22 protein-coding genes and 1 other RNA gene are annotated in these 19,785 nt (G+C 63.3%); 16 read left to right on the top strand and 7 right to left on the bottom strand.

Going from position 1 to position 19,785, the window contains the following annotated elements; all coding sequences use genetic code 11:
* The first annotated feature begins 15 nt into the window (after positions 1-15).
* The 10 genes from ACSU04_RS03605 to ACSU04_RS03560 all read left to right on the top strand — a co-directional run bounded on the left by ACSU04_RS03605 (position 16) and on the right by ACSU04_RS03560 (position 9,600).
* Positions 16-2,832 (top strand): DNA translocase FtsK, encoded by a 2,817-nt coding sequence (locus ACSU04_RS03605; RefSeq protein ID WP_439288462.1) that lies wholly within the window; start codon positions 16-18, stop codon positions 2,830-2,832.
* Positions 2,832-3,410 carry a CDP-diacylglycerol--glycerol-3-phosphate 3-phosphatidyltransferase gene (gene pgsA, locus ACSU04_RS03600; protein WP_439278459.1) on the top strand — a complete coding sequence of 193 codons (579 nt, stop codon included), beginning with the start codon at positions 2,832-2,834 and terminating at the stop codon, positions 3,408-3,410. The genes ACSU04_RS03605 and pgsA overlap by 1 nt, the downstream gene beginning before the upstream one ends.
* Positions 3,403-3,885, top strand: coding sequence for a CinA family protein (locus tag ACSU04_RS03595; protein WP_439288461.1), 483 nt, complete (start codon positions 3,403-3,405; stop codon positions 3,883-3,885). The genes pgsA and ACSU04_RS03595 overlap by 8 nt, the downstream gene beginning before the upstream one ends.
* A 156-nt stretch (positions 3,886-4,041) precedes the next feature.
* Positions 4,042-4,350 (top strand): helix-turn-helix domain-containing protein, encoded by a 309-nt coding sequence (locus ACSU04_RS03590; protein WP_439278457.1) that lies wholly within the window; start codon positions 4,042-4,044, stop codon positions 4,348-4,350.
* A gap of 9 nt (positions 4,351-4,359) precedes the next feature.
* Complete coding sequence (locus tag ACSU04_RS03585) at positions 4,360-4,584, top strand: DUF3046 domain-containing protein (RefSeq protein WP_439278456.1); 225 nt, start codon at positions 4,360-4,362, stop codon at positions 4,582-4,584.
* 261 nt (positions 4,585-4,845) lie between these two features.
* Positions 4,846-5,901, top strand: coding sequence for a recombinase RecA (gene recA, locus ACSU04_RS03580; RefSeq protein ID WP_439278455.1), 1,056 nt, complete (start codon positions 4,846-4,848; stop codon positions 5,899-5,901).
* Entirely contained in the window at positions 5,901-6,515 is a 615-nt protein-coding gene (locus ACSU04_RS03575) for a regulatory protein RecX (RefSeq protein ID WP_439288460.1), read from the top strand. Before recA ends, ACSU04_RS03575 begins: the two co-directional genes overlap by 1 nt.
* A 55-nt stretch (positions 6,516-6,570) precedes the next feature.
* The gene (miaB, locus tag ACSU04_RS03570; protein ID WP_439288459.1) at positions 6,571-8,121 is read left to right on the top strand and encodes a tRNA (N6-isopentenyl adenosine(37)-C2)-methylthiotransferase MiaB; all 1,551 of its coding nucleotides are present in this window, start codon (positions 6,571-6,573) and stop codon (positions 8,119-8,121) included.
* Positions 8,114-9,025 carry a tRNA (adenosine(37)-N6)-dimethylallyltransferase MiaA gene (gene miaA, locus ACSU04_RS03565; protein WP_439288458.1) on the top strand — a complete coding sequence of 304 codons (912 nt, stop codon included), beginning with the start codon at positions 8,114-8,116 and terminating at the stop codon, positions 9,023-9,025. Before miaB ends, miaA begins: the two co-directional genes overlap by 8 nt.
* A 32-nt stretch (positions 9,026-9,057) precedes the next feature.
* A complete protein-coding gene (locus tag ACSU04_RS03560; protein WP_439288457.1) occupies positions 9,058-9,600 on the top strand; it encodes a dihydrofolate reductase family protein in 543 nt (180 codons plus the stop codon).
* Here ACSU04_RS03560 and ACSU04_RS03555 read toward each other — a convergent pair.
* Positions 9,564-9,794: a PLDc N-terminal domain-containing protein gene (locus tag ACSU04_RS03555; RefSeq protein ID WP_439278450.1), complete on the bottom strand. Its 231-nt coding sequence runs from the start codon at positions 9,792-9,794 to the stop codon at positions 9,564-9,566. The two genes, ACSU04_RS03560 and ACSU04_RS03555, sit on opposite strands and share 37 nt — an antisense overlap.
* A 166-nt stretch (positions 9,795-9,960) precedes the next feature.
* Here ACSU04_RS03555 and ACSU04_RS03550 point away from each other — a divergent pair, with 166 nt between their 5' ends.
* Complete coding sequence (locus ACSU04_RS03550) at positions 9,961-10,134, top strand: hypothetical protein (RefSeq protein WP_439288456.1); 174 nt, start codon at positions 9,961-9,963, stop codon at positions 10,132-10,134.
* A 5-nt stretch (positions 10,135-10,139) separates the two neighbouring features.
* Here ACSU04_RS03550 and ACSU04_RS03545 read toward each other — a convergent pair whose 3' ends face one another.
* Together ACSU04_RS03545 and ACSU04_RS03540 are read right to left on the bottom strand one after the other, a co-directional pair.
* Positions 10,140-10,544, bottom strand: a complete 405-nt coding sequence (locus tag ACSU04_RS03545; RefSeq protein WP_439288455.1) for a hypothetical protein — start codon at positions 10,542-10,544, stop codon at positions 10,140-10,142.
* Positions 10,541-10,999 (bottom strand): OsmC family protein, encoded by a 459-nt coding sequence (locus ACSU04_RS03540; RefSeq protein ID WP_439288454.1) that lies wholly within the window; start codon positions 10,997-10,999, stop codon positions 10,541-10,543. Before ACSU04_RS03540 ends, ACSU04_RS03545 begins: the two co-directional genes overlap by 4 nt.
* A gap of 63 nt (positions 11,000-11,062) precedes the next feature.
* Between ACSU04_RS03540 and ACSU04_RS03535 the strand changes: the two genes are divergently transcribed.
* From ACSU04_RS03535 to ACSU04_RS03525, 3 genes are read left to right on the top strand one after another with little or no spacing between them, the layout of a single operon-like run.
* On the top strand, positions 11,063-11,743 hold the full coding sequence (locus ACSU04_RS03535; protein ID WP_439288453.1) for an ArsR/SmtB family transcription factor: 681 nt from the start codon (positions 11,063-11,065) through the stop codon (positions 11,741-11,743).
* A gap of 9 nt (positions 11,744-11,752) precedes the next feature.
* Positions 11,753-12,625 (top strand): diaminopimelate epimerase, encoded by an 873-nt coding sequence (gene dapF, locus ACSU04_RS03530; RefSeq protein ID WP_439288452.1) that lies wholly within the window; start codon positions 11,753-11,755, stop codon positions 12,623-12,625.
* Positions 12,606-13,292, top strand: coding sequence for an HAD family hydrolase (locus ACSU04_RS03525; protein WP_439288451.1), 687 nt, complete (start codon positions 12,606-12,608; stop codon positions 13,290-13,292). Before dapF ends, ACSU04_RS03525 begins: the two co-directional genes overlap by 20 nt.
* 32 nt (positions 13,293-13,324) lie before the next feature.
* On the opposite strand, the gene ACSU04_RS03520 is transcribed toward ACSU04_RS03525, so the two are convergent.
* Complete coding sequence (locus ACSU04_RS03520; RefSeq protein WP_439278447.1) at positions 13,325-13,966, bottom strand: class I SAM-dependent methyltransferase; 642 nt, start codon at positions 13,964-13,966, stop codon at positions 13,325-13,327.
* A 59-nt stretch (positions 13,967-14,025) separates the two neighbouring features.
* Here ACSU04_RS03520 and hflX point away from each other — a divergent pair, with 59 nt between their 5' ends.
* On the top strand, positions 14,026-15,531 hold the full coding sequence (gene hflX, locus ACSU04_RS03515) for a GTPase HflX (RefSeq protein WP_439278446.1): 1,506 nt from the start codon (positions 14,026-14,028) through the stop codon (positions 15,529-15,531).
* A gap of 102 nt (positions 15,532-15,633) precedes the next feature.
* On the opposite strand, the gene ACSU04_RS03510 is transcribed toward hflX, so the two are convergent.
* Positions 15,634-16,305, bottom strand: coding sequence for an SIMPL domain-containing protein (locus ACSU04_RS03510; RefSeq protein ID WP_439288450.1), 672 nt, complete (start codon positions 16,303-16,305; stop codon positions 15,634-15,636).
* Between the two features lie 130 nt (positions 16,306-16,435).
* Between ACSU04_RS03510 and ssrA the strand changes: the two genes are divergently transcribed.
* Positions 16,436-16,805: a transfer-messenger RNA gene (gene ssrA / locus ACSU04_RS03505) on the top strand.
* Positions 16,806-16,930: 125 nt separating this feature from the next.
* On the opposite strand, the gene ACSU04_RS03500 is transcribed toward ssrA, so the two are convergent.
* Positions 16,931-18,793 carry an alkaline phosphatase family protein gene (locus tag ACSU04_RS03500; protein WP_439288449.1) on the bottom strand — a complete coding sequence of 621 codons (1,863 nt, stop codon included), beginning with the start codon at positions 18,791-18,793 and terminating at the stop codon, positions 16,931-16,933.
* A gap of 191 nt (positions 18,794-18,984) precedes the next feature.
* Positions 18,985-19,776 (bottom strand): inositol monophosphatase family protein, encoded by a 792-nt coding sequence (locus tag ACSU04_RS03495; protein ID WP_439289416.1) that lies wholly within the window; start codon positions 19,774-19,776, stop codon positions 18,985-18,987.
* Positions 19,777-19,785 lie beyond the last annotated feature (9 nt).

The following is a 19,785-nucleotide window of genomic DNA, read 5'->3' as shown; positions in this document are numbered from 1 at the left end:
ACGTAGTCTTCAAGTATGGCCAGGAGTACCCCGAAGACCTCGCGCGCGTCCGAGAAGCCTCCGACGCGCGCGTCCGAGAAACCCGCGTCTGCGAAACCTCCGACGCGCGCGAAGGCACAGGCGGCCCCGAAGAAGTACGTCGACGAGGTCGATAAGCCGGCGTTTGCCGTGCGTGCGTGGGTCGGTATGGCACATGGCGTCGGTGGGCTTTTCCGCGCGTTCGGGCCCGAATCGTTGGAGAAGGATCAGCGTCGCGATGGCTTTCCGCTGCTGCTGGTGCTGCTGGCATGCCTCGGCGCAGTCAATGAGTGGTTCTTCATCGGCAACGAGATCGCGCAGAACATCAGCGCCTACTCGGTCGGCGGCCTGATCGGGCGCACCGCATTTCTGATGCCGGTGCTGCTGCTCGTGCTCGCGGGATGGTTGTTCCGGCATCCGTCTTCGGTGCACGACAACGGTCGTATCGGTATCGGCTTCGGGTTGTTCGTCCTTTCGCTCGCCGGTATCTGCCACATCGCGGGTGGTCGACCGGAACCGAAAGAAGGCATGCCCGCGCTGAGCGCGGCGGGTGGGCTTTTCGGTTGGATGCTGGGGGAGCCGCTGTCCTACCTCACCCAGATCGTCGCCTATATCGTCTTGGCGCTGCTGGCCGCGCTCAGCATCCTGATCATCACGAAGACGCCGCCGAACCGCATCGGTGCCCGTCTGGGAGACCTGTACGCGTGGATGTTCGGGGCCGAGCGCGCCGAACCCCAGCACGAGAAGGCTGTCGAAGAGGTTTCTAGCAACGAGACGGATGATTCGCTTCCCTGGTGGCGGCGAAACAAGACCGGTAGAGAAGAAGATCCCGACGAGGGGTTGGGCTCGCAGGATCTCACCGAGTTCTTGCTACCGACAGACAACATGCCGATTGAGAACCGCGGTGCCCATAACAGTCCCGCCGCGACCACGCCGGTGGATAAAACTGCCTACGATCAGTCGATCATTGTCGCGGATCCATCGGACCCATCGGATGCCGCGACCGAGATCCTCACCGATCTTCAGGGCGTCACGGCCGGTCTCGGCGCGCAGGGATCCACTGCGCTGTTAGACGACTTCGGTGACACCGGTGAACAGCCGGAGCTTCCTGGACTCTCTGGCTTCGGCACCGAGGGCCCAGGCGATCGTGGCCTGCATGCTCCGAGTGCTCCGTACATTCTTCCGTCGCCGAATGTCCTGAGCGCCGGACCACCGTCAGTGGCACGCTCCGAGGCGAACGACAAGATCGTTGAGCAGATCACCAGCGTGCTGTCGCAGTTCAAGATCGATGCGAAGGTGACGGGCTTTTCCCGTGGCCCGACGGTGACGCAGTACGAGGTAGAGGTCGGCCACGGCGTCAAGGTCGAGAAGATCACGCAGCTGAGCGCCAATATCTCGTACGCCGTCGCATCGAATGATGTGCGCATCCTTTCGCCGATCCCCGGCAAGAGCGCCATCGGCATCGAGATTCCGAACACTGACCGGGAGACGGTCGCCCTGGGCGATGTCATCCGATCGCAGGCAGCCATTAAGAGTGCGCACCCGATGACGGTCGGCGTCGGCAAGGACGTCGGCGGTAACTTCGTCGTCGCCAACCTCGCCAAAATGCCCCACCTTCTGGTTGCCGGTTCCACTGGTTCTGGTAAATCCAGCTTCGTCAACTCAATGATCACGAGCATCCTGATGCGCGCCCGTCCGAGCGACGTGCGCATGGTGCTCATCGACCCGAAGCGGGTGGAGCTCACCAGCTACGCAGGCGTGCCGCATCTGATCACACCCATCATCACGAACCCGAAGAAGGCGGCGGAAGCCCTGCAATGGGTCGTGAAAGAGATGGACATGAGGTACGACGACCTCGCGTCGTTCGGCTTCCGCCACATCGACGACTTCAACAAGGCTGTTCGCGCCGGTGAGATCGTGCTTCCCGTTGGCAGTGAGCGGGTGCTCAAGCCGTACCCGTACCTTCTCGTCGTTGTCGACGAGCTCGCCGACCTCATGATGGTCGCCCCGCGTGACGTGGAGGACTCGATCGTTCGCATCACGCAGCTTGCTCGTGCCTCCGGCATCCACCTGGTGCTCGCCACGCAGCGACCGAGCGTCGATGTCGTCACCGGGCTCATCAAGGCCAACGTGCCATCGCGACTCGCGTTCGCCGTGACCAGTGTCACCGACAGCCGAGTGATCCTCGACAGTCCAGGAGCAGACAAGCTGATCGGCCAGGGTGACGCCCTGTTCTCACCGATGGGCTCCTCCAAGCCTTTCCGGCTCCAGGGCGCGTGGGTCGAGGAAAGCGAGATCGACGCAGTCGTCAAACACGTCACGGCGCAAGCCCGACCCGACTATCGCCCGGACGTGCAGGAAGCGCTCGAGCCGACCAAGAAGAAGGAAGTCGACGAGGACATCGGTGATGACCTTGAAGTGCTTCTTGCCGCGGCCGAGCTCATCGTTTCCTCCCAGTTCGGTTCGACGTCGATGCTGCAGCGCAAACTGCGTGTCGGCTTCGCGAAGGCCGGACGTCTGATGGACCTGCTGGAGTCTCGGGAGATCGTCGGCCCGTCCGAAGGGTCGAAGGCGCGCGATGTGCTGGTGGCGCCGGAACAGCTTTCGGCTGTCATGGCGCAGCTGCGCGGCGACGGTGAGCCGGCCGCGTCCAACGTGCCGCCCGTCGCTCAGTCCGCGCCAGCGATGCCTGCCGCTCCGGTGGCACCTGCGTACGATCCGATCGAGGCGCAGTTTGAAGGGCTTCCGGTGGTGCACGAAGATGACGGCGACGATGGCGACGAAGACGCCTGGGGATTGACGGGGCGCGACTGATGGCGATTCCACGGCAATTGCCGAACGCGATCACGATCGCACGCATCCCGCTGGCGCTCGTCTTCTTCGTGCTCCTCCTGATCGGCGGCAGCTACGGTCGTGACGACCTGGTCGTTCGCTGGATCGCTGGCGCATTGTTCATTCTCGCGATCTCCACTGACTGGGTCGATGGATATCTTGCACGCAAGTACGACCTCGTCAGTGACTTCGGAAAGCTGTGGGATCCGATCGCAGACAAACTGCTGACCGGTGCTGGCTTTGTCGGACTGGCGATCCTCGGTGAATGGCCGTGGTGGATTGTCGTCGTCATTCTCATCCGTGAGTGGGGTATTACCCTGCACCGCTTCATCGTCTCGAGCAGTCACATCGTTGCCGCGGCGTGGATGGGCAAGCTCAAGACCGTCTTTCAAGCGGTCGCGCTCGGCTGGTGGCTGCTGCCGCTGCATCAGCTGATCGGAATGGACTGGTGGACCGGCGTCGGTGATGTGCTGATGTACGCCACACTCGTGCTGACGATCGCCAGCGGCATCGATTATGTCATCTCGCAGATGCGCGGTACGCGGACGCCGCATGAGTGATGCCGCGGCCCTGGTCCGCGCTCTTCGGGAGCGCGGCTGGACTCTCGGCATTGCCGAATCACTCACCGGCGGTGCTCTTGCCGCCGAGGTCGTATCCGTTCCAGGCGCCTCGGCGACGTTGCTCGGGGCAGTCGTGGCATACGCCACGCCGCTCAAGGCCTCATTGCTCGGTGTGGATCCTGCGCTGCTTGACGAGCACGGCCCCGTGCACGCGCAGGTCGCGCAACAGATGGCCACGGGTGTGCGCCGCACCGTCCAAGTCGAAGGTCGACCGGCAGATGTCGGAATTTCGACGACGGGCATAGCCGGACCAGAATCGCCCGATGGGCAGCAAGTGGGAACCGTGCACATCGGCATCGCGACACCGCTCGGCGTACGCGCCTACGCCTTTCAATTCGATGGTGATCGCGCGGCAATACGCGCGCAGACGGTGGATGCGGCAATCGATGCCCTGGTACAACAGGTACGGGAATAGTCGAGTGCAGGCGACCGTTGTCTCTAATGTGCCAATGAAAGACGTGCTCACAACCAAAGCACAGCGTGAAACGATAGCGTTTTCATCAGAGAGTCGGGATAGACTGGCGATCCATTTGGATGAGGCTCCGTTGCGGGGACTGGAGAGGAGGTTCCGATGATTCTTGTACGACAGGAAATCGGCGATGTACTGAGGGACTTCCGCCTGCAGAAGGGGCGTACGCTCCGGCAGGTCGCGAGTAAGGCTTCGGTCGCGCTCGGATACCTCAGCGAGGTTGAGCGTGGACAGAAGGAAGCATCCAGCGAGATTCTCGCTTCGGTTGCTGAAGCTCTCGACGTACCCATCTCCCTGATCATGCGCGAAGTCGGCGACCGGATGTCTGTGCTCGAAGGCATTCAGGTCTTCCCGGATGTTGTCCCGGATGACCTCGTTGCATCGATCGAGCCTGAGCTCTCGCTGCACTGATCAACTTTGATGCGACGTAGCGAGTTTCTTCGTGCGGTCGAACTTGAGTTCGGTGCGCGCGCATCCACTTTGACGACCGATCTCGTTCTCGACGCGCTGGGTAATCGTTCAGCGCTGGAAGCGCTGGATGCAGGTCTGCCGCCCCGCGACATTTGGCTTGCGCTCTGCGTCGAGGCGGATGTGCCGGCGGAACGGCGTTACGGCGTCGGCCGACTGGAGTCGCGAAAGCGCTGAGAGCTCAGGTCCTCTGCGCGCACCCGGCACTCAGAATAATGGGCGTGTCGTCGAATATCTGTTCGAAGTACGCGTAGTGTTCTGCACAAGTGGTTTCGAGGTGTTGTTTTCCACCGTTCCTGGGATCTCCGACGCAATGTCTGAGGTTCCTCCTACGGTGAAGACAGGCCGAAAAGCCATACGCCTTGTCGGAGAGTTCACCCCAGTTGGGGTGGCCGCGACAGCCTACAGGCGGCACCATGCGAACACGAGGAGCACGTCATGCCATCACCCGCAGACCGCGAGAAGTCCCTGGAATCAGCTCTCGCCCAGATTGACCGGCAGTTCGGAAAGGGCTCGGTCATGCGACTGGGCAGCGATGAGCGCGCACCTGTCGCCATCATTCCGACCGGATCCATCGCTCTCGATGTCGCTCTCGGCATCGGTGGCCTTCCGCGTGGCCGCATCGTTGAGATTTACGGCCCGGAGTCATCGGGTAAGACCACTCTGACCCTGCACGCGATTGCCAATGCGCAGCGCGGGGGCGGTATCGCTGCCTTCATCGACGCTGAGCACGCGCTTGACCCTGAGTACGCGAAGAAGCTGGGCGTCGACATTGATGCTCTGCTGGTGTCACAGCCCGATACGGCTGAGCAGGCACTCGAGATCGCCGACATGCTGGTGCGCTCCGGCGCCATTGACCTCATCGTCATCGACTCCGTCGCGGCCTTGGTGCCTCGTGCCGAGATTGATGGCGAAATGGGCGACTCGCACGTGGGTCTGCAGGCGCGACTCATGTCGCAAGCGCTCCGCAAGCTCACGGGTGGTCTGAGCCAGACGAACACCACGATGATCTTTATCAACCAGCTGCGTGAGAAGATCGGTGTCTTCTTCGGCTCGCCTGAAACGACCGCCGGTGGAAAGGCGCTGAAGTTCTACGCCTCGATCCGTTTGGATATTCGCCGTATCGAGACGCTGAAGGACGGCACCGACGCCGTCGGAAACCGTACGCGCGTCAAAGTTGTCAAGAACAAGATGGCGCCGCCGTTCAAGCAGGCGGAGTTCGACATCCTCTATGGCATCGGCATCTCGCGTGAAGGCAGCCTGATCGACTTCGGAGTCGAGCACACCATCGTGAAGAAGTCCGGCTCGTGGTACACCTACGATGGCGACCAGCTGGGGCAGGGCAAGGAAAACGCGCGTAACTTCCTGATCAAGAACCCTGACATCGCGCTGAGCATCGAGACGAAGATCAAGCAGAAGCTCGGCATTGGCGGTGCTTCCGTTGAGGACGCTCCGGCCTCCGCTGACGAGCTCGCAAAGCGTCGTCCGGCCTGATGTCTGATTCGAATGGGGGCGAGGATCGCCTCGCCCCCATCATTCCTCTCTTCGGCGGGCAGGTTGAGGTTGAAGCTGACGTAGAAGTTGACGTTGACGAGGATGATGACAAGATCCGCAGCTCGGCAGAACAAGCTCTGGTCCGAAAACTTCGAGCGCGCTCGCTTTCGATCTCTGAAGCTCGGCAGGTTCTTCGCGGATATGCGCTGAGCGCCGCGCAAGTTGACGACGTCATCGAGACTTTCTGCCGTCGGGGATATCTGAACGATGCGGCGCTGGCTGAACAGCTGGTGACCTCCGGCGTTGAGCGGAAGGGGCAGGGGCGCGTGGCGCTTTCACGCGCTCTTGCGCAGCGTGGCGTCTCTCGTGAGGCCATTAGCACCGCGCTGGGAGAGCTTCCCGATGACGATGCGCAACGGGCGCTCGAGTTCGCTCGCACGAAGGCGCGTTCGATGTCTCGATTGGACTTCGAGACTGCGTTGCGCCGGCTCGTCGGGCAGCTGGCTCGCCGCGGTTACGGCGGTTCTGTCGCTACGACCGCCGCACGGACAGCGCTGACCGAGTCCTCCCCGGGCACACCGACCAGAGGCGTGCGGTTCGTCGATTCCGAGTGATGCTCTTGAACACTTCGGAGATAGTCGCAGATTCCGCTCGTAGAATGGGGTCACCATGACTATTCCGCGCAGTGAACCGACGATCATCACGGCCTCGTCGGCGGCCGTCGACGCCGACGGACATCAGCGAACCTACGAAGTGCGCACCTTCGGATGCCAGATGAATGTGCACGACTCCGAACGTCTTTCGGGCTCGCTCGAAAGTGCAGGCTATCTCCGAGCAGACGACGGGGCTGAGGCTGACATCGTCATCATCAACACCTGCGCTGTTCGTGACAACGCGTCCGGCAAGCTCTACGGCACTCTCGGTCACCTGGCGTCGGTGAAACGGCGCAAGGAGGGCATGCAGATTGCGGTCGGTGGGTGTTTGGCGCAGATGGACAAAGACACAGTGCTCGACAAGGCACCCTGGGTTGACGTCGTGTTCGGCACGCACAACATGGGTTCGCTGCCCAGCCTGCTTGAGCGCGCGCGCCACAACGGTGAAGCTGAGTTGGAGATCCTGGAATCTCTCGAGGTGTTCCCCTCAACGTTGCCCACCAAGCGTGATTCTGCCCACAGCGGCTGGGTATCGATCTCTGTCGGCTGCAACAACACGTGTACGTTCTGCATCGTCCCTAGCCTGCGCGGCAAGGAGAAAGACCGCCGCCCAGGCGACATCCTGAACGAGATCCGACTGCTTGTCGAAGACGGCGCAATCGAGGTCACGCTTCTCGGCCAGAACGTCAACTCCTACGGCGTCGAGTTCGGCGACCGCCACGCATTCGGCAAGCTGTTGCGCGCAGCCGGCCAGATCGACGGTCTGGAGCGCATTCGCTTCACGAGCCCACATCCGGCCGCCTTCACCGATGACGTGATCGATGCGATGGCAGAGACACCTAATGTGATGCCTCAGCTGCACATGCCGCTGCAGTCCGGCAGCGATCGCATTCTGAAGGCGATGCGACGCTCGTACCGCAGCTCGAAGTTCCTCGGCATCCTCGACACTGTGCGCGAGCGCATTCCGAACGCGGCGATCACCACTGACATCATCGTGGGCTTCCCCGGCGAGACCGAAGAAGACTTTGAAGACACGATGCGAGTGGTCGAGCAGGCACGTTTCGCCAGCGCTTTCACGTTCCAGTACTCCATACGCGAGGGCACTCCCGCAGCCACCATGGAGGATCAGATCCCGAAGGCAGTGGTGCAGGAGCGGTACAACCGTTTGCTCGCCTTGCAAGCTCGTATCGCGCTCGAAGAGAACGAGAACCAGGTAGGTCGCGAAGTCGAGGTGCTGGTCGCCAACGGTGAAGGGAAGAAGGATGCTGAGACGCACCGTCTGACCGGTCGGGCCGAAGATAACCGTCTGGTGCATTTCGAGGTCACGCCTGGGTCGGATCTTCCTCGACCCGGTGACGTCGTCACCGTGAAGATCACACACGGCGCCCCATTCCACCTGCTCGCCGATGACCCGACCGGTGCGCCGCTGCGCATCAGGCGCACGCGTGGCGGTGACGCCTGGGATCGCTCGCTGGCGGAGTCCTGCGGCATTCCGACACCTGCGGGCGAGCCGGGCGCGCCGCGTGCGGTGTCGCTGGGTCTTCCCACGCTGCGCGTCGGTGTCTAGCCCCGAGCCGCGCCTCTGGGCGATCGTCGGGGCGACGGGCACGGGAAAGAGCGATCTCGCGCTGAACCTCGCTGAGACACTGCGTGAGCGCGGCAATCCCGCTGAGATCGTCAACGCTGATGCCATGCAGCTGTACCGCGGCATGGACATCGGCACCGCCAAGCTTCCGGTCGCTGAGCGCCGTGGCATCCCACACCATATGTTCGACGTGCGCGAGGTGGACGAGGAAGCCGCGGTCGCCTGGTACCAGCCACTGGCCCGGACCGCGATCTCCGACATCCAGCGGCGAGGTGGCGACGCGATTCTGGTCGGCGGTTCCGGGCTGTACGTATCGAGTGTCATCTTCGATTTCCAGTTCCCCCCGCGCGATCCTGCGGTACGCGAGCGACTTGAACGCGAACTCTCGGAGCACGGCAACGGTGTGCTTTTCGCACGTCTGCAGGAGGCGGATCCCGCGACGGCGGCGCGTATCGACCCGAAGAACAGTCGTCGAGTGATGCGGGCGTTGGAAGTCATTGAACAGGGCGCCCAGACACATGGTGCGGCTCTGCCGGACAAGCCTCTGCTCTGGCACGCGGCCACACGCATCCTTGGCCTGCATGTCGAACGCACTGAACTCGTCGAGCGCCTTGACCGCCGAGTGGAACGGATGTGGCAGCAGGGGATGATGGGCGAGGTCGCTCTGCTGCGCGAAGCAGGGCTGGAGCGAGGTACGACCGCGCCGCGAGCCATCGGTTACGCCCAGGCACTGGCGCAACTGGCGGGGGAGAAGTCAGAGGCAGACGCGATCGCCGAGACTCAGGCGCTCACGCGACGCTACGCACGCCGTCAGGTTTCGTGGTTCAAACGCTATCCGGACCTGGAATGGGTCAGCCCTGGAACGGATCCCGCGGACGTGATCTGACTGATGTCGGTGGTGGATGCGAGCATCCTTGTATGGCGACTCACTATTTCACCGCGTCCAGCCTCGACGGTTTCATCGCGACGACAGATCACTCACTCGATTGGCTCCTGAAGCAGGATGTCGATCCAGACGGCGCGATGGCCTATCAGCAGTTCGAGAAGACGATCGGCGCGCTGGCGATGGGAGCTTCCACCTACGAATGGGTGCTGGAGCATGAGCAGGGCGAATGGGGCTACACCCAGCCCGCCTGGGTGTTCACACATCGCGACCTTCCCGTGCCGGATGGCGCGGAAGTGACGCTCACTCAGGCGCCCATCGCCGAGGTCCACGAAGCAATGACGGCCGCTGCGGGGGAGCAGGATCTCTGGATCATTGGTGGCGGTGACCTGGCAGGGCAGTTCGCCGACGCCGGCCTGCTCGATGAGGTCTGGGTGCAGTTCGCTCCGGTTACCCTCGGAGCAGGGGCCCCGCTGTTCCCACGCGCGCTCGATCTCGAGCTTTTAGACGTGGCACGCAACCGAAATTTCCTCTGCGGGCGTTACCGAGTATCGCGTCGGACACCGAACACGAAGTAGACGGCGGGGCCGATCCAGTTCACCAGAATGACGGGGATCCAGGCGGGTTTCGGACCCCGGAGCTGCTCGTCCGCCCGATGTGCCAAATCCCAGAACGCCACGGCTGCGAAGGCGACCTGCACGATTCCCAGCACCGCGAGCGCCGCCTTTCCCGCCGGGCTCACCTGGCTGATGTCTTTCTTCTTGCGTCCCATGTCGTCCTCCTGACTCCATCCTCGACCTCAGCCGCACCGCGCGCCAGAGCGGGGCAGTATTCGCTGTAGAGTTCTGCGGTGACTTGGCTTATACGCGCGTTCGTACGGGACGATGCAGATTCGGTCGTACGTCTCTGGCAGGATGCCGGACTCATACGGCCATGGAATGATCCGTACCTCCCTCGTCGCCGAGGCCGAGCGGCTGCTCCTCGAGATGGGCTTTCCGAAGGTGCAACTCATGGTGCGCGAGAGTAACGATGCGATGCTCGGCTTCTACGATGCGCTCGGCTACGAGCGCTTCGACGTCTTCAACACCGGCAAGCGGCTGATCGCCGACTGAAGTAGTCAGCGGGCATCCCAGGCAGAAGCAATCTGCGCGGCGCGCAGATGCTGATCCGGCGGCACGATCAGAACCAGTCGGTGGTCGTGATCGCTGTACTGCACGAGGATCTCAATGCCGGCGTCGGCGAGGGTACGCGTGAAGGCGCCGAGCTGACCTGGTGTCTCCTGGTCGAGCCTCAGCATGACAACGTCACTGATGACGACGGGGCCCATTCCATGGGCATCCAATGCCTCGACGGCGGTGTCAGCATCATTCACGAGGAAGTGCGCAATCGATGCATCCTGATGCGTGAAGACGCCCCCGCCTTCCAGGCTGACGCGTGCGGCGCCGAGTACCTCGCCGAACTCCGCGAGGGAGCCCGGGCCAGTACGCAGCAGCAGTCCAATGTCCCGCAGCACGGCGCTCACGCTTCGACCACCGTCGGCTGGAGCTTCACTTCGGCTCGCAGAGAGTTCGCGATGTAGCAACCTTCATGAGCGGCTTCCACGGCGTCGAGGACATCTGCGCTGTCGGTGCCGCGTGCGACGGTGATCACCGGTTGCAGCACGATGCGCGACATTGCAGTGGGGGATACCCGGTCATCCATGAACCCCTGAGCCGTGTCCGTGTAGGCGTGGATATCGATCCCGCGCATCGCCGCCACCGCGAGGAAGGACAGCAGCTGACAAGAACTCGCGGCCGTGACAAGAAGCTGTTCCGGATTGAGTAGAGTCGCGTCGCCTCGGAAATGAGGGTCTGCCGACAGAGCCAGCACCGCGTCAGCCGTGGCCGTGCGTGCAGTGTGAGCGCGGGAGTACCCGCGATAGCCGTCGGCAGTGGAGCCCTGCCAACGGAGCGTGGTGTCGTATGTGTGCAGTGTCATGCTGGCACGATACTGCGGGGACGTTTCGGGATATGCCGAAGTGTGGACGCGTACGATGGCGACATGTCGCGTGATCTCTCAGTGATCGGGCATGCGCTGTCCGCGCCGACCCGCTCCGCCTTTCTCAACATGCTGATGGACGGTTCGTCCCGCCCTGCAGGAGAACTGGCTTCTGCTGCAGGTGTCAGCGCGTCTACCGCGAGCGAGCATTTGTCGGTGCTGCTCGACGCAGGCCTTATCGCATGCAAACCGCGCGGGCGTCAGCGCTTCTATGTCATCTCTGACGCAGATGTAGCGGGTGCGCTGGAACGTCTGGGACATCTGTGCCCGCCGGCACCGGAGATCACGTATCGGCAGGCGGCTGGCGCGCGAGACTTGGCGCATGCCCGGCTCTGCTACGACCACCTCGCAGGAAGACTCGGAATCGCGCTGGCCGACAGCCTGGTCGAGAACGGGTGGGTCGACACGGATCTGGTCGATGTCACACCGAGCGGCGCGTCGCATCTGCGCGCACAGGGCATCGAGGTGAATGAACTCACCCAGGCGCGTCGACGCCTGATCCGCGGATGTCCGGACTGGACCGAACGCAGGCCCCATCTCGCCGGGTCATTGGGATCTGCAATGGCGCAAGCCTTCATCGAACGCGGATGGGTGGTGCGACGGCAGGCGGGCCGCGGGCTGGAGATCACACGCGCCGGACATAATGCTCTGAAAGAGACCTGGCGGGTGTCGGCTCCTCTTTAGACTGTTCACATGGTTGCATTCACCAAGGGACATGGCACCGGCAATGACTTCGTCATCATCGCCGACCCGGACGGCGAGTTAGAACTCACCGCCGAGCAAGTTGCTGCGCTCTGCGACCGGCACTTCGGCATTGGCGCAGACGGAGTGCTGCGGGTCGTCCGTTCTGCCGCGCTGCCTGAGGGGGCCGCATCCCTGGCAGAAGAGCCGGCAGCCGAATGGTTCATGGACTACCGCAACGCCGATGGATCCATCGCCGAGATGTGTGGCAACGGTGTTCGCGTCTTCGCGCACTATCTGGTGCGCGCGGGTCTCGCGACGATTGAGTCGGGCTCCACGCTTCCGATCGGAACGCGTGCAGGTGTTCGAGACGTCACGACCAGTAGCAACGGCTACCAGGTTGATCTCGGACGCTGGCGTCTTTCTGGAGATGACCCGCTCGCGAAGGCACGCGGTCTGGCTGTTGCCCGCCCTGGCCTCGGCATCGACGTGGGCAACCCACACGTGGTGGTCGCCTTGGCTTCCGAGGAAGAACTCGCCGGCCTTGAACTCGAGTACATCCCCGAGCTCGAGCCTGCTCTGCCGGCCGGAGCCAACGTGGAGTTCGTTGTGCCGGGAGAGCCCCTCGTGCGTGATGGCATCGGCCACGTCACGATGCGCGTATTCGAGCGAGGCGTGGGCGAAACTCTGAGCTGTGGCACCGGCGTTGCCGCCGCCGCACTTGCCGTGCGTTACTGGGCAGGCGACCGTGCACCCGACAACTGGCGTGTCGAGGTTCCTGGAGGCTCGCTCGGCGTGCGGATGTTCCCCGCAGAGGACGGCGAGCACGTCGCACTCTCTGGCCCCGCGCAACTCACCTTCTCCGGTGAGGTCACTCTGGCCTAAGCCCATGCTCTCCACAGGCATAGACCTGGTCATCTTCGACTGCGACGGCGTGCTCGTCGACAGTGAGGTGCTGTCGGTCGAGGTCGACCGACGCGTGTTGGCAGAGTTCGGATGGCACCTAAATCAGGAACAGATCGTGCACCGGTTCGTCGGCAGGTCGTCGGCCCATTTTCGTGCTGAACTGGAATCTCATCTGGGTCGCGGCCTGCCAGACGAATGGGAAGAGCCATACCTTCCGTGGTACGCCGATGCCTTCGAACGTGAGCTCGTCGCCGTAGCCGGCGTGGAGGAAGCAATCGAACAGATCCCGTGGGCGACGTGCGTCGCATCCAGCGGTCCGCATGAAAAGATCCGTCATACGCTTGGGATCACGGGCCTTCACGCCCGTTTTGAAGGGCGGATTTTCAGCGCCACCGAGGTAGCTGAAGGAAAGCCTGCACCAGACCTGTTCCTGCACGCAGCCGCGCGTATGGGGGTCTCGCCATCGCGGTGCGTCGTCATCGAGGACAGCCGTTTCGGCGTTGCCGCCGCCCGCGCCGCTGGAATGCACTCATTCGGCTACGCGGGTGGTCTCACACCGAGCGAATGGCTGCGTGGCGAGAATACGACGGTGTTCGACGATATGGCTGACTTACCAGCACTGCTCGGACTTCCCGACTATCGATGACTCCGTGGCGAAAAGCGATCAGCGAGCCGCGGTCAACCGACGGTGATCGGCTCCGTTGGCGGGTTGCCGTGCTTGCGCACCTTGATGATCCGATAGCCCTTGCTCGTCGCGGTGCGGAACACGCTGTAATCGGGGTGGAATGTCGCCCCGAGCCAGCGTTGAAGTGAGTCTGCACCGAGATTGCGTTGCACGACGAGCCAGGCATCGCTGCGCTCGTCTAGCCGGGGGATCCAACGTTCAAGCATGTCGTGTAGTTCGTTCTTGCCCACGCGGATCGGCGGATTCGAGCGGATCGTCCGGAAGACGACGTCGTCGGGAACATCGTCAGGCCGTACAGCGTTGATGTTAGTAAGTCCCAAAGCCGCGGCATTGCGACGGACGAGATCGAGCGCACGCTCGTTCACATCGACGGCCCACACCGTGGCGTGGGGGGAGGCGAGTGCCATAGTGATACTGATTGGGCCCCAGCCGCTTCCGAGGTCGAGAAAATTGCCGCTCGGAGGTAGCGGAGGCATATTGGCGAAAAGAGCTGCTGTACCGGCATCCAGGCGGTCAGGACTGAAGACACCACCAGCGGTGGTCATCTCCAGTTCTCGACCTGCGAGCGTCAACCGAATGGTTCGCAGGTTCTCCGCACTTGCCGGGGCCGCAGTGAAGTAGTGATCGGACCCCATATGGCGAGCGTACCGGAGTCCGGGGTTAAGGTTAAGGCGCCGCACACAGAAGGCAGAGGATGACGAAAGCAACAGACGACACTCGCACCGACGAGACGCTGGATCGCGTACTCGCGAATGCAGAGCCGCGCACTGAGGCGCGGATATTTGGCGCTGCGCAGGCGCTACAGGATGATGCGACCACCGCCCACACGAATCGGGACGGTGACCAATGGGATCTGGAAGACCGGCATGCGCTGCGGCGTGTCGTTGGGCTCTCCACAGAACTCGAAGACGTCACCGAGGTCGAATACCGTCAGCTCCGGCTGGAAAACGTCGTGCTGGTCGGCGTGTATCCGCAAGGCGCACAGACGGATGCCGAGAACTCACTGCGCGAACTGGCAGCCCTTGCCGAGACGGCGGGTGCTGTCGTTTTGGATGCCGTGTTGCAGAGGCGTCCGCATCCGGACCCGGCCACCTATCTCGGCCGTGGCAAGGCGCAGGAACTGAAGGACCTCGTCGCCGCGACCGGTGCTGACACCGTGATCGCCGACACTGAGCTTGCGCCCAGCCAGCGGCGCGCCCTGGAGGATGTCGTCAAGGTGAAGGTGATCGACCGCACCACGGTGATCCTGGACATCTTCAGCCAACACGCGAAGAGTCGTGAGGGCAAGGCTCAGGTCGAGCTCGCCCAGCTCGAGTACCTGTTGCCGCGTCTACGCGGTTGGGGTGACTCGATGAGCAGGCAGGCCGGTGGCCAGGTCGGCGCCGGGGGAGCGGGGATGGGATCGCGCGGTCCTGGTGAGACGAAGATCGAGCTCGATCGTCGTCGTATCCGCACCCGCATGGCGATCCTGCGCCGACAGATCCGCGATTTCGGGCCGTCACGAGTCGCCAAGCGCGCTGAACGCAAGCGCAACACGATTCCGTCTGTAGCGATCACCGGGTACACCAACGCAGGTAAATCGAGTCTGCTCAACGCACTCACCAGTGCTGGAGTGCTGGTCGAGAACGCGCTGTTCGCGACGCTGGATGCCACGGTGCGCCGCACTGAGACTTCTGATGGTCGCGTGTACACGTTCACCGACACTGTCGGGTTTGTGCGGAATCTTCCGCATCAACTGGTCGAGGCGTTCCGTTCGACGCTCGAGGAAGTCGCGGACTCCGACATCGTTCTGCATATCGTCGACGGATCGCATCCTGACCCCGCGGGGCAGTTGCTGACCGTACGCGACGTGATCGGGGATGTCGGAGCACGTGACCTTCCAGAAATCGTCGTGTTCAACAAGGCCGATCTGATCTCCGACGACGATCGTCTGGTGCTGCAGGGACTTGAACCTCACGCGCATTTCGTCTCGTCGCGTTCTGGTGAGGGCATTGAAGAACTGCGTGCTGCGATCGATGATGCGTTGCCGAAGCCTGCGGTGGAGGTGCATGCGCTCGTCCCATACGACCGGGGAGACTTGGTCGCCGCGGTTCATGAGACGGGGATGCTGCTGTCCTCGACGCACGGCGAGCACGGTACGAGCATCCATGCGCATGTCTCAGAGCGCCTTGCGGCTGAGCTGGCGCCGTTCACGCAGTGAGCTGACGTTGCCCGGATCAGGAGCTTGCGCCGAGATCAGGACGATTTCGGCGCATATCTCCTGATCTCGAGCGGATGTCCTGATCTCGGGCTGGTCGAAACGCTAGCTCGCGGTGAAGCGGCCCTCGACAGTGGCTGCGACCACGATGTCGTCGGGCTCGTACTCCATCGAAGGCCCAGAGTCGGCGGATGCCGAGAATGCCATGCCGCCGCGTGCTCTCATCGCCTGGAGCCCAGCGGGCGGCTGGTTGTTGGAGATGAGTCCGACATCGGCGATCTCCAGGGGAGTGACGCTGGTGAGGCCCAGGGCGCTGGCGTACGCCTCGGCGCGGGCGACCGCGACACCGACGGCAGTGGAGGCTACTTCGCGCTCGATGCGGGCGCGAGTCTCGGGCGTGAGATGCCAGTTGACGCTGCCGACTTCGACGCCATCCCATGCGGAGATGTCTGACACCCAAATCGACAGTTCGGATGCTTCGGTGAAAGTCGCGCTGAAGTCGATGGTGGCGTGGTAAACCAGCGCGAGGCGCTTGCCCTCGTTGTTCCATGGGCGTTCGGCACGTACTGCCAGGCGCTTGCTGGTCCACTCGGCCACGGTGCCGGCATCCTTGCGTTCGGTGATGCTTGAGCGCAGCGGCTCGGCCAAGTTCATCGCCTGTTCGACGACTGTCGCACGGGCAGACCCCTCGGTGCGCACGGTGACGCGGATGGTAGCGCGTTCGGGCGCGATACGCGCCTCGTTCTCGCCGCGGACTGTGATGGTGACATCGCTCATGGGAGCGACTCTACGCCAGCCAGGAATAGCGTGACGCGCGGATCCGTTGTACTCTGTGATGCTCAGGTGTTTCGATGCCTGAGGTGATAAATCCACAGAGTGACAGCGGTCCCTTCGAGAGAAGGACCACGGGGCTGATCGGTTTCGACAGCGCCTGTGAATCCACGTGAAGCGGGCCGAGGATGCAGGGTTATCTCGCGAACGCTCCCTGCAAAACTATAGTTGCCGAAACAAAGCGCAACGACTTCGCCCTCGCTGCATAAGCGAGCCCGATAGTCCGTCAGACCGTATGTGATTCCGATACGGACCCTGGCGTCATTTAGGAATCTTGCTGTGTGATGGCGTTTGGACGTCACACGGGACTCTTCCCAGGCTGGGCTTGTCGACTTAGGTGTCTGTGACAAAGGTCGAAGCCGAGTAGAACGTCTGCACAGACTGCGCCCGGAGAATCCGTGGATACTCAGCGTTGGACGGGGGTTCGATTCCCCCCAGCTCCACCGTGCCGCTGTCACAAGATGAAGGCCCTCCTCCTCGGTGAAAACCGAGGAGGAGGGCCTTTGCCGTCTGCATCCGGCCTGGCCGGCTCGTCATGCGCCGGAGCGGAGCCGAGCAAGCCTCTTAGGGATCAGCCGCGCGGCTTCTTCGCCGGCGGAGTTGCCGGGGTAGCACGAGATACGGTCGGCGAGGCGGTTGCGGCCTCCGACGCGGAAGAGGTGCCGTACGCGTTCGTCGCGGTCACGGTGACCGTGTACGTGACTCCATTGCGCAGCGCATCCAGCGTGGCGGTGAGGGCGGCCGTCTCGACGATGACGGGAACTGCCTGCTTCGACTTGCCCTTGTCGATGACGGGGGTCGCCAGGACGGTGTACCCCGAGATCGGCGAGTGCCCGTCGGCGACCGGTGTCTGCCATGTGACCGTGGCGCTCGCATCGCCGGATGTGACCTGAACGGCGACGGGCTCGCTCGGCGCGGTCGGCTGCGGCTGTTCGAAACTCACACGGTCAACCGCCCAGAATGCGCTGTTCGTGCCCGTGTACCGGAAACGGAACTGTGCGCTCTCGGCGCTCTGCGGCACGTCGAACGTCAGCCGCTCGTTGGCATTGGTGTTGCGCTCATAGCTCTTGATCAGCACGGGCTCGCCGCCGTCGAAGCTGACCAGAACGTCTGCCGACTGTGGGCCGTCGATGTAGTAGGTCGAGGCGAAGGCGAGGGTGGCGTTCGCCGCCCCGGTCAGGGAGTACGACGGGCTGATCAGAGTGGAGTCGAACTGGCCGTTCGCGTGGGGCAGGTCGTCCCACTCGTCGGAGTCGGCGACGGCGAAGACGTTGCGGCTGCGCACGTTGTTCTCACGGTTCTGGCCGCGGTCGACGTTTGAGAAGAACTCGTCTGTGGTGAAGGACCAGCCGGCCCATTCGCGCACGCCGCCCTCCGGCATCGCGGAGTTGTCGATGCTCCATCCTTCGGGCGTCTCATGCGTCCACCCGAGCGTATCGGCGCCGGGGGCCGTCTCATCGAGCTGCGTCCGCAGGGCAGATCGAACGCTGTCGAAGTCGTCCGCCTTCAGGTCGTCGAGGGCGATGCCGTCCAGATTCCAAGCAGCCTCCGGTTCGATGCCTACGGCGTCGAGCACGGTCGGTGCGATATCGACGAGCTTGGCATCATGACGCACCGATCCGGGCTCGATCCCGGGGCCCGAGGCGATGACGAAGGTCTTGCGCTCAGCGGGAGTGTTGCCTCCGTGACCACCGGTGGGCATGTGTCCGTGGTCCGAGGTCACCATGATGAGCCAGTCCTCCTGCGCGCGTGTGGCGCGCGAATCGATGGCCGCGATCATCTCGCCGATCTGCGCGTCGGCGCGCTGGAGCGCGGGGCCGTAGACGGCACCGTCTGTGCCGCCCGAGTGGCCGGCGCCGTCGACCTCGTCGAGGTGGACGAAGAGATCGTCCGTCGCCGGCTCCGACAGCGCGGCCACGGCCTTGGTCGTCGTGCCGGCGTCACCGCCGCCGATGACCCGCTCATCCACGGCCGGCCCGAATACGTTCTGGGCGACGGGGCCCCATGTGCCGATGACCATCGTGGAGCGCTCAGGCGATGCCTGCTCGATGCGGGTGAGGTAGTCGGGGAACTCCTCGAAGTTCGGTGCACTGAAGGCGTTGTCGATGACCTCGTGCTTGTCGGGCCAGACTCCAGTGGCGATGGTCGACCAGCCGGGTCCGGAGACGGTGGGAGCCATCGGCTGCGCGTACAGGTTGCTCGTCGCGGTCAGGCCAGCGGTGCGCAGCGCGGCGAGAGTCGGCATGTCCGCAGGTGCGAGGAAGTCGAAGCTCGCGCCGTCGATGCCGACGACGAGGGTCTTCACCTCGCGCGGGGCATCGGCTGCGGGCGTGGTCGCAGCGGCCGTTGTCGGCACGGCTGCGGCACCGGCGACGAGGATGGCGGAGACCAGAACGGTCGGAACGACGCGCGGGGCGCGTTTCGGCGAGGACATAGGTGGATCCTTCGGGGAGCGTGCGAAACGAACAGCGGACGCCGTCGCAAACTCCACTATCGATGGTGGCCACACACTGTCGAACGCGTTTCGGAAAGGTGTATCGAGATGTTCCCCTGGTGTTCAGCGAGGGGTCAGCGGCGATGCGCGGGGATGTCTGAACAACCGGCGGCGATGCGCGCGAACTGCGCTCAGTTGGTGGTCAGGGGATGTGCCAACGCGAGGAACGCCTCATGCAGAATGCCGTTGGTTGCGAGCGACGAACGATCCGAGATTGTGTCGGCACCGTCGAAGGACGTGAAAGTTCCACCGGCTTCACGCACGATGGGCACCGCCGCGGCGATGTCGTACTCCTTGACGTCGAACTCGGCAACCATTTCCAGTCGCCCCTCGGCGAGAAGCATGTACGCGTAGACGTCGCCGTAGGCCCGATCGCGCCACACACGATCGGCGACGCGCAGGAGTGTCGGCAAGTGTCCGGCATCCGCCCACTGGGTAATGCTCTGGAAGCTGACGGCAGCCTCATCGAGTGATGCCACCGCTGACGTTGTGACGCGCCGCGGTGAAGCATCCGTCGTGGTCCATGCGCCACTGCCCGTTGCGGCCCACCAGCGGCGGCCGAGGGCCGGCATGCTGACGACGCCGACCTGCGGTACCCCATCAATTGCGAGCGCGATCATCGTGCCCCACAGCGGAACTCCGCGCATGAAATTTGCGGTGCCGTCGATTGGGTCGATGATCCACTGGCGATGGGTGCTGCCTTCGACACCGAACTCTTCGCCGAAGATGCCATCACCGGGGCGCTCATCTGCCAGTAACGCCCGAATGGCACGCTCTGTGGCTAGATCTGCATCGGTGACGTGTGTGCGATCGACCTTGGTTGAGATCTTGAGATCGGCGGCATCGAAGCGCGGGAGGGACTGTGCATCGGCGGCATCAGCGAGCCTGAGTGCGAGTTCGAGGTCGTCCGAAAAATCGGTCATAATGGGGGA

Source organism: Microbacterium sp. A84 (genome assembly GCF_051842815.1).
Classification (GTDB): domain Bacteria; phylum Actinomycetota; class Actinomycetes; order Actinomycetales; family Microbacteriaceae; genus Microbacterium.
Note: the sequence above shows the minus strand (reverse complement) of the source record. Positions and strands in the feature narration are given on the sequence as shown.

What these genes read in the sequence shown, in the direction of transcription:
- ACSU04_RS03605 (WP_439288462.1), top strand. Translation starts at nt 16, where the DNA reads ATGGCCAGGAGTACCCCGAAGACCTCGCGCGCGTCCGAGAAGCCTCCG.
- pgsA (WP_439278459.1), top strand. Translation starts at nt 2,832, where the DNA reads ATGGCGATTCCACGGCAATTGCCGAACGCGATCACGATCGCACGCATC.
- ACSU04_RS03595 (WP_439288461.1), top strand. Translation starts at nt 3,403, where the DNA reads ATGAGTGATGCCGCGGCCCTGGTCCGCGCTCTTCGGGAGCGCGGCTGG.
- ACSU04_RS03590 (WP_439278457.1), top strand. Translation starts at nt 4,042, where the DNA reads ATGATTCTTGTACGACAGGAAATCGGCGATGTACTGAGGGACTTCCGC.
- ACSU04_RS03585 (WP_439278456.1), top strand. Translation starts at nt 4,360, where the DNA reads ATGCGACGTAGCGAGTTTCTTCGTGCGGTCGAACTTGAGTTCGGTGCG.
- recA (WP_439278455.1), top strand. Translation starts at nt 4,846, where the DNA reads ATGCCATCACCCGCAGACCGCGAGAAGTCCCTGGAATCAGCTCTCGCC.
- ACSU04_RS03575 (WP_439288460.1), top strand. Translation starts at nt 5,901, where the DNA reads ATGTCTGATTCGAATGGGGGCGAGGATCGCCTCGCCCCCATCATTCCT.
- miaB (WP_439288459.1), top strand. Translation starts at nt 6,571, where the DNA reads ATGACTATTCCGCGCAGTGAACCGACGATCATCACGGCCTCGTCGGCG.
- ACSU04_RS03560 (WP_439288457.1), top strand. Translation starts at nt 9,058, where the DNA reads ATGGCGACTCACTATTTCACCGCGTCCAGCCTCGACGGTTTCATCGCG.
- ACSU04_RS03555 (WP_439278450.1), bottom strand. Translation starts at nt 9,794, where the DNA reads ATGGGACGCAAGAAGAAAGACATCAGCCAGGTGAGCCCGGCGGGAAAG.
- ACSU04_RS03550 (WP_439288456.1), top strand. Translation starts at nt 9,961, where the DNA reads ATGATCCGTACCTCCCTCGTCGCCGAGGCCGAGCGGCTGCTCCTCGAG.
- ACSU04_RS03540 (WP_439288454.1), bottom strand. Translation starts at nt 10,999, where the DNA reads ATGACACTGCACACATACGACACCACGCTCCGTTGGCAGGGCTCCACT.
- ACSU04_RS03535 (WP_439288453.1), top strand. Translation starts at nt 11,063, where the DNA reads ATGTCGCGTGATCTCTCAGTGATCGGGCATGCGCTGTCCGCGCCGACC.
- dapF (WP_439288452.1), top strand. Translation starts at nt 11,753, where the DNA reads ATGGTTGCATTCACCAAGGGACATGGCACCGGCAATGACTTCGTCATC.
- ACSU04_RS03520 (WP_439278447.1), bottom strand. Translation starts at nt 13,966, where the DNA reads ATGGGGTCCGATCACTACTTCACTGCGGCCCCGGCAAGTGCGGAGAAC.
- hflX (WP_439278446.1), top strand. Translation starts at nt 14,026, where the DNA reads ATGACGAAAGCAACAGACGACACTCGCACCGACGAGACGCTGGATCGC.
- ACSU04_RS03510 (WP_439288450.1), bottom strand. Translation starts at nt 16,305, where the DNA reads ATGAGCGATGTCACCATCACAGTCCGCGGCGAGAACGAGGCGCGTATC.
- ACSU04_RS03500 (WP_439288449.1), bottom strand. Translation starts at nt 18,793, where the DNA reads ATGTCCTCGCCGAAACGCGCCCCGCGCGTCGTTCCGACCGTTCTGGTC.
- ACSU04_RS03495 (WP_439289416.1), bottom strand. Translation starts at nt 19,776, where the DNA reads ATGACCGATTTTTCGGACGACCTCGAACTCGCACTCAGGCTCGCTGAT.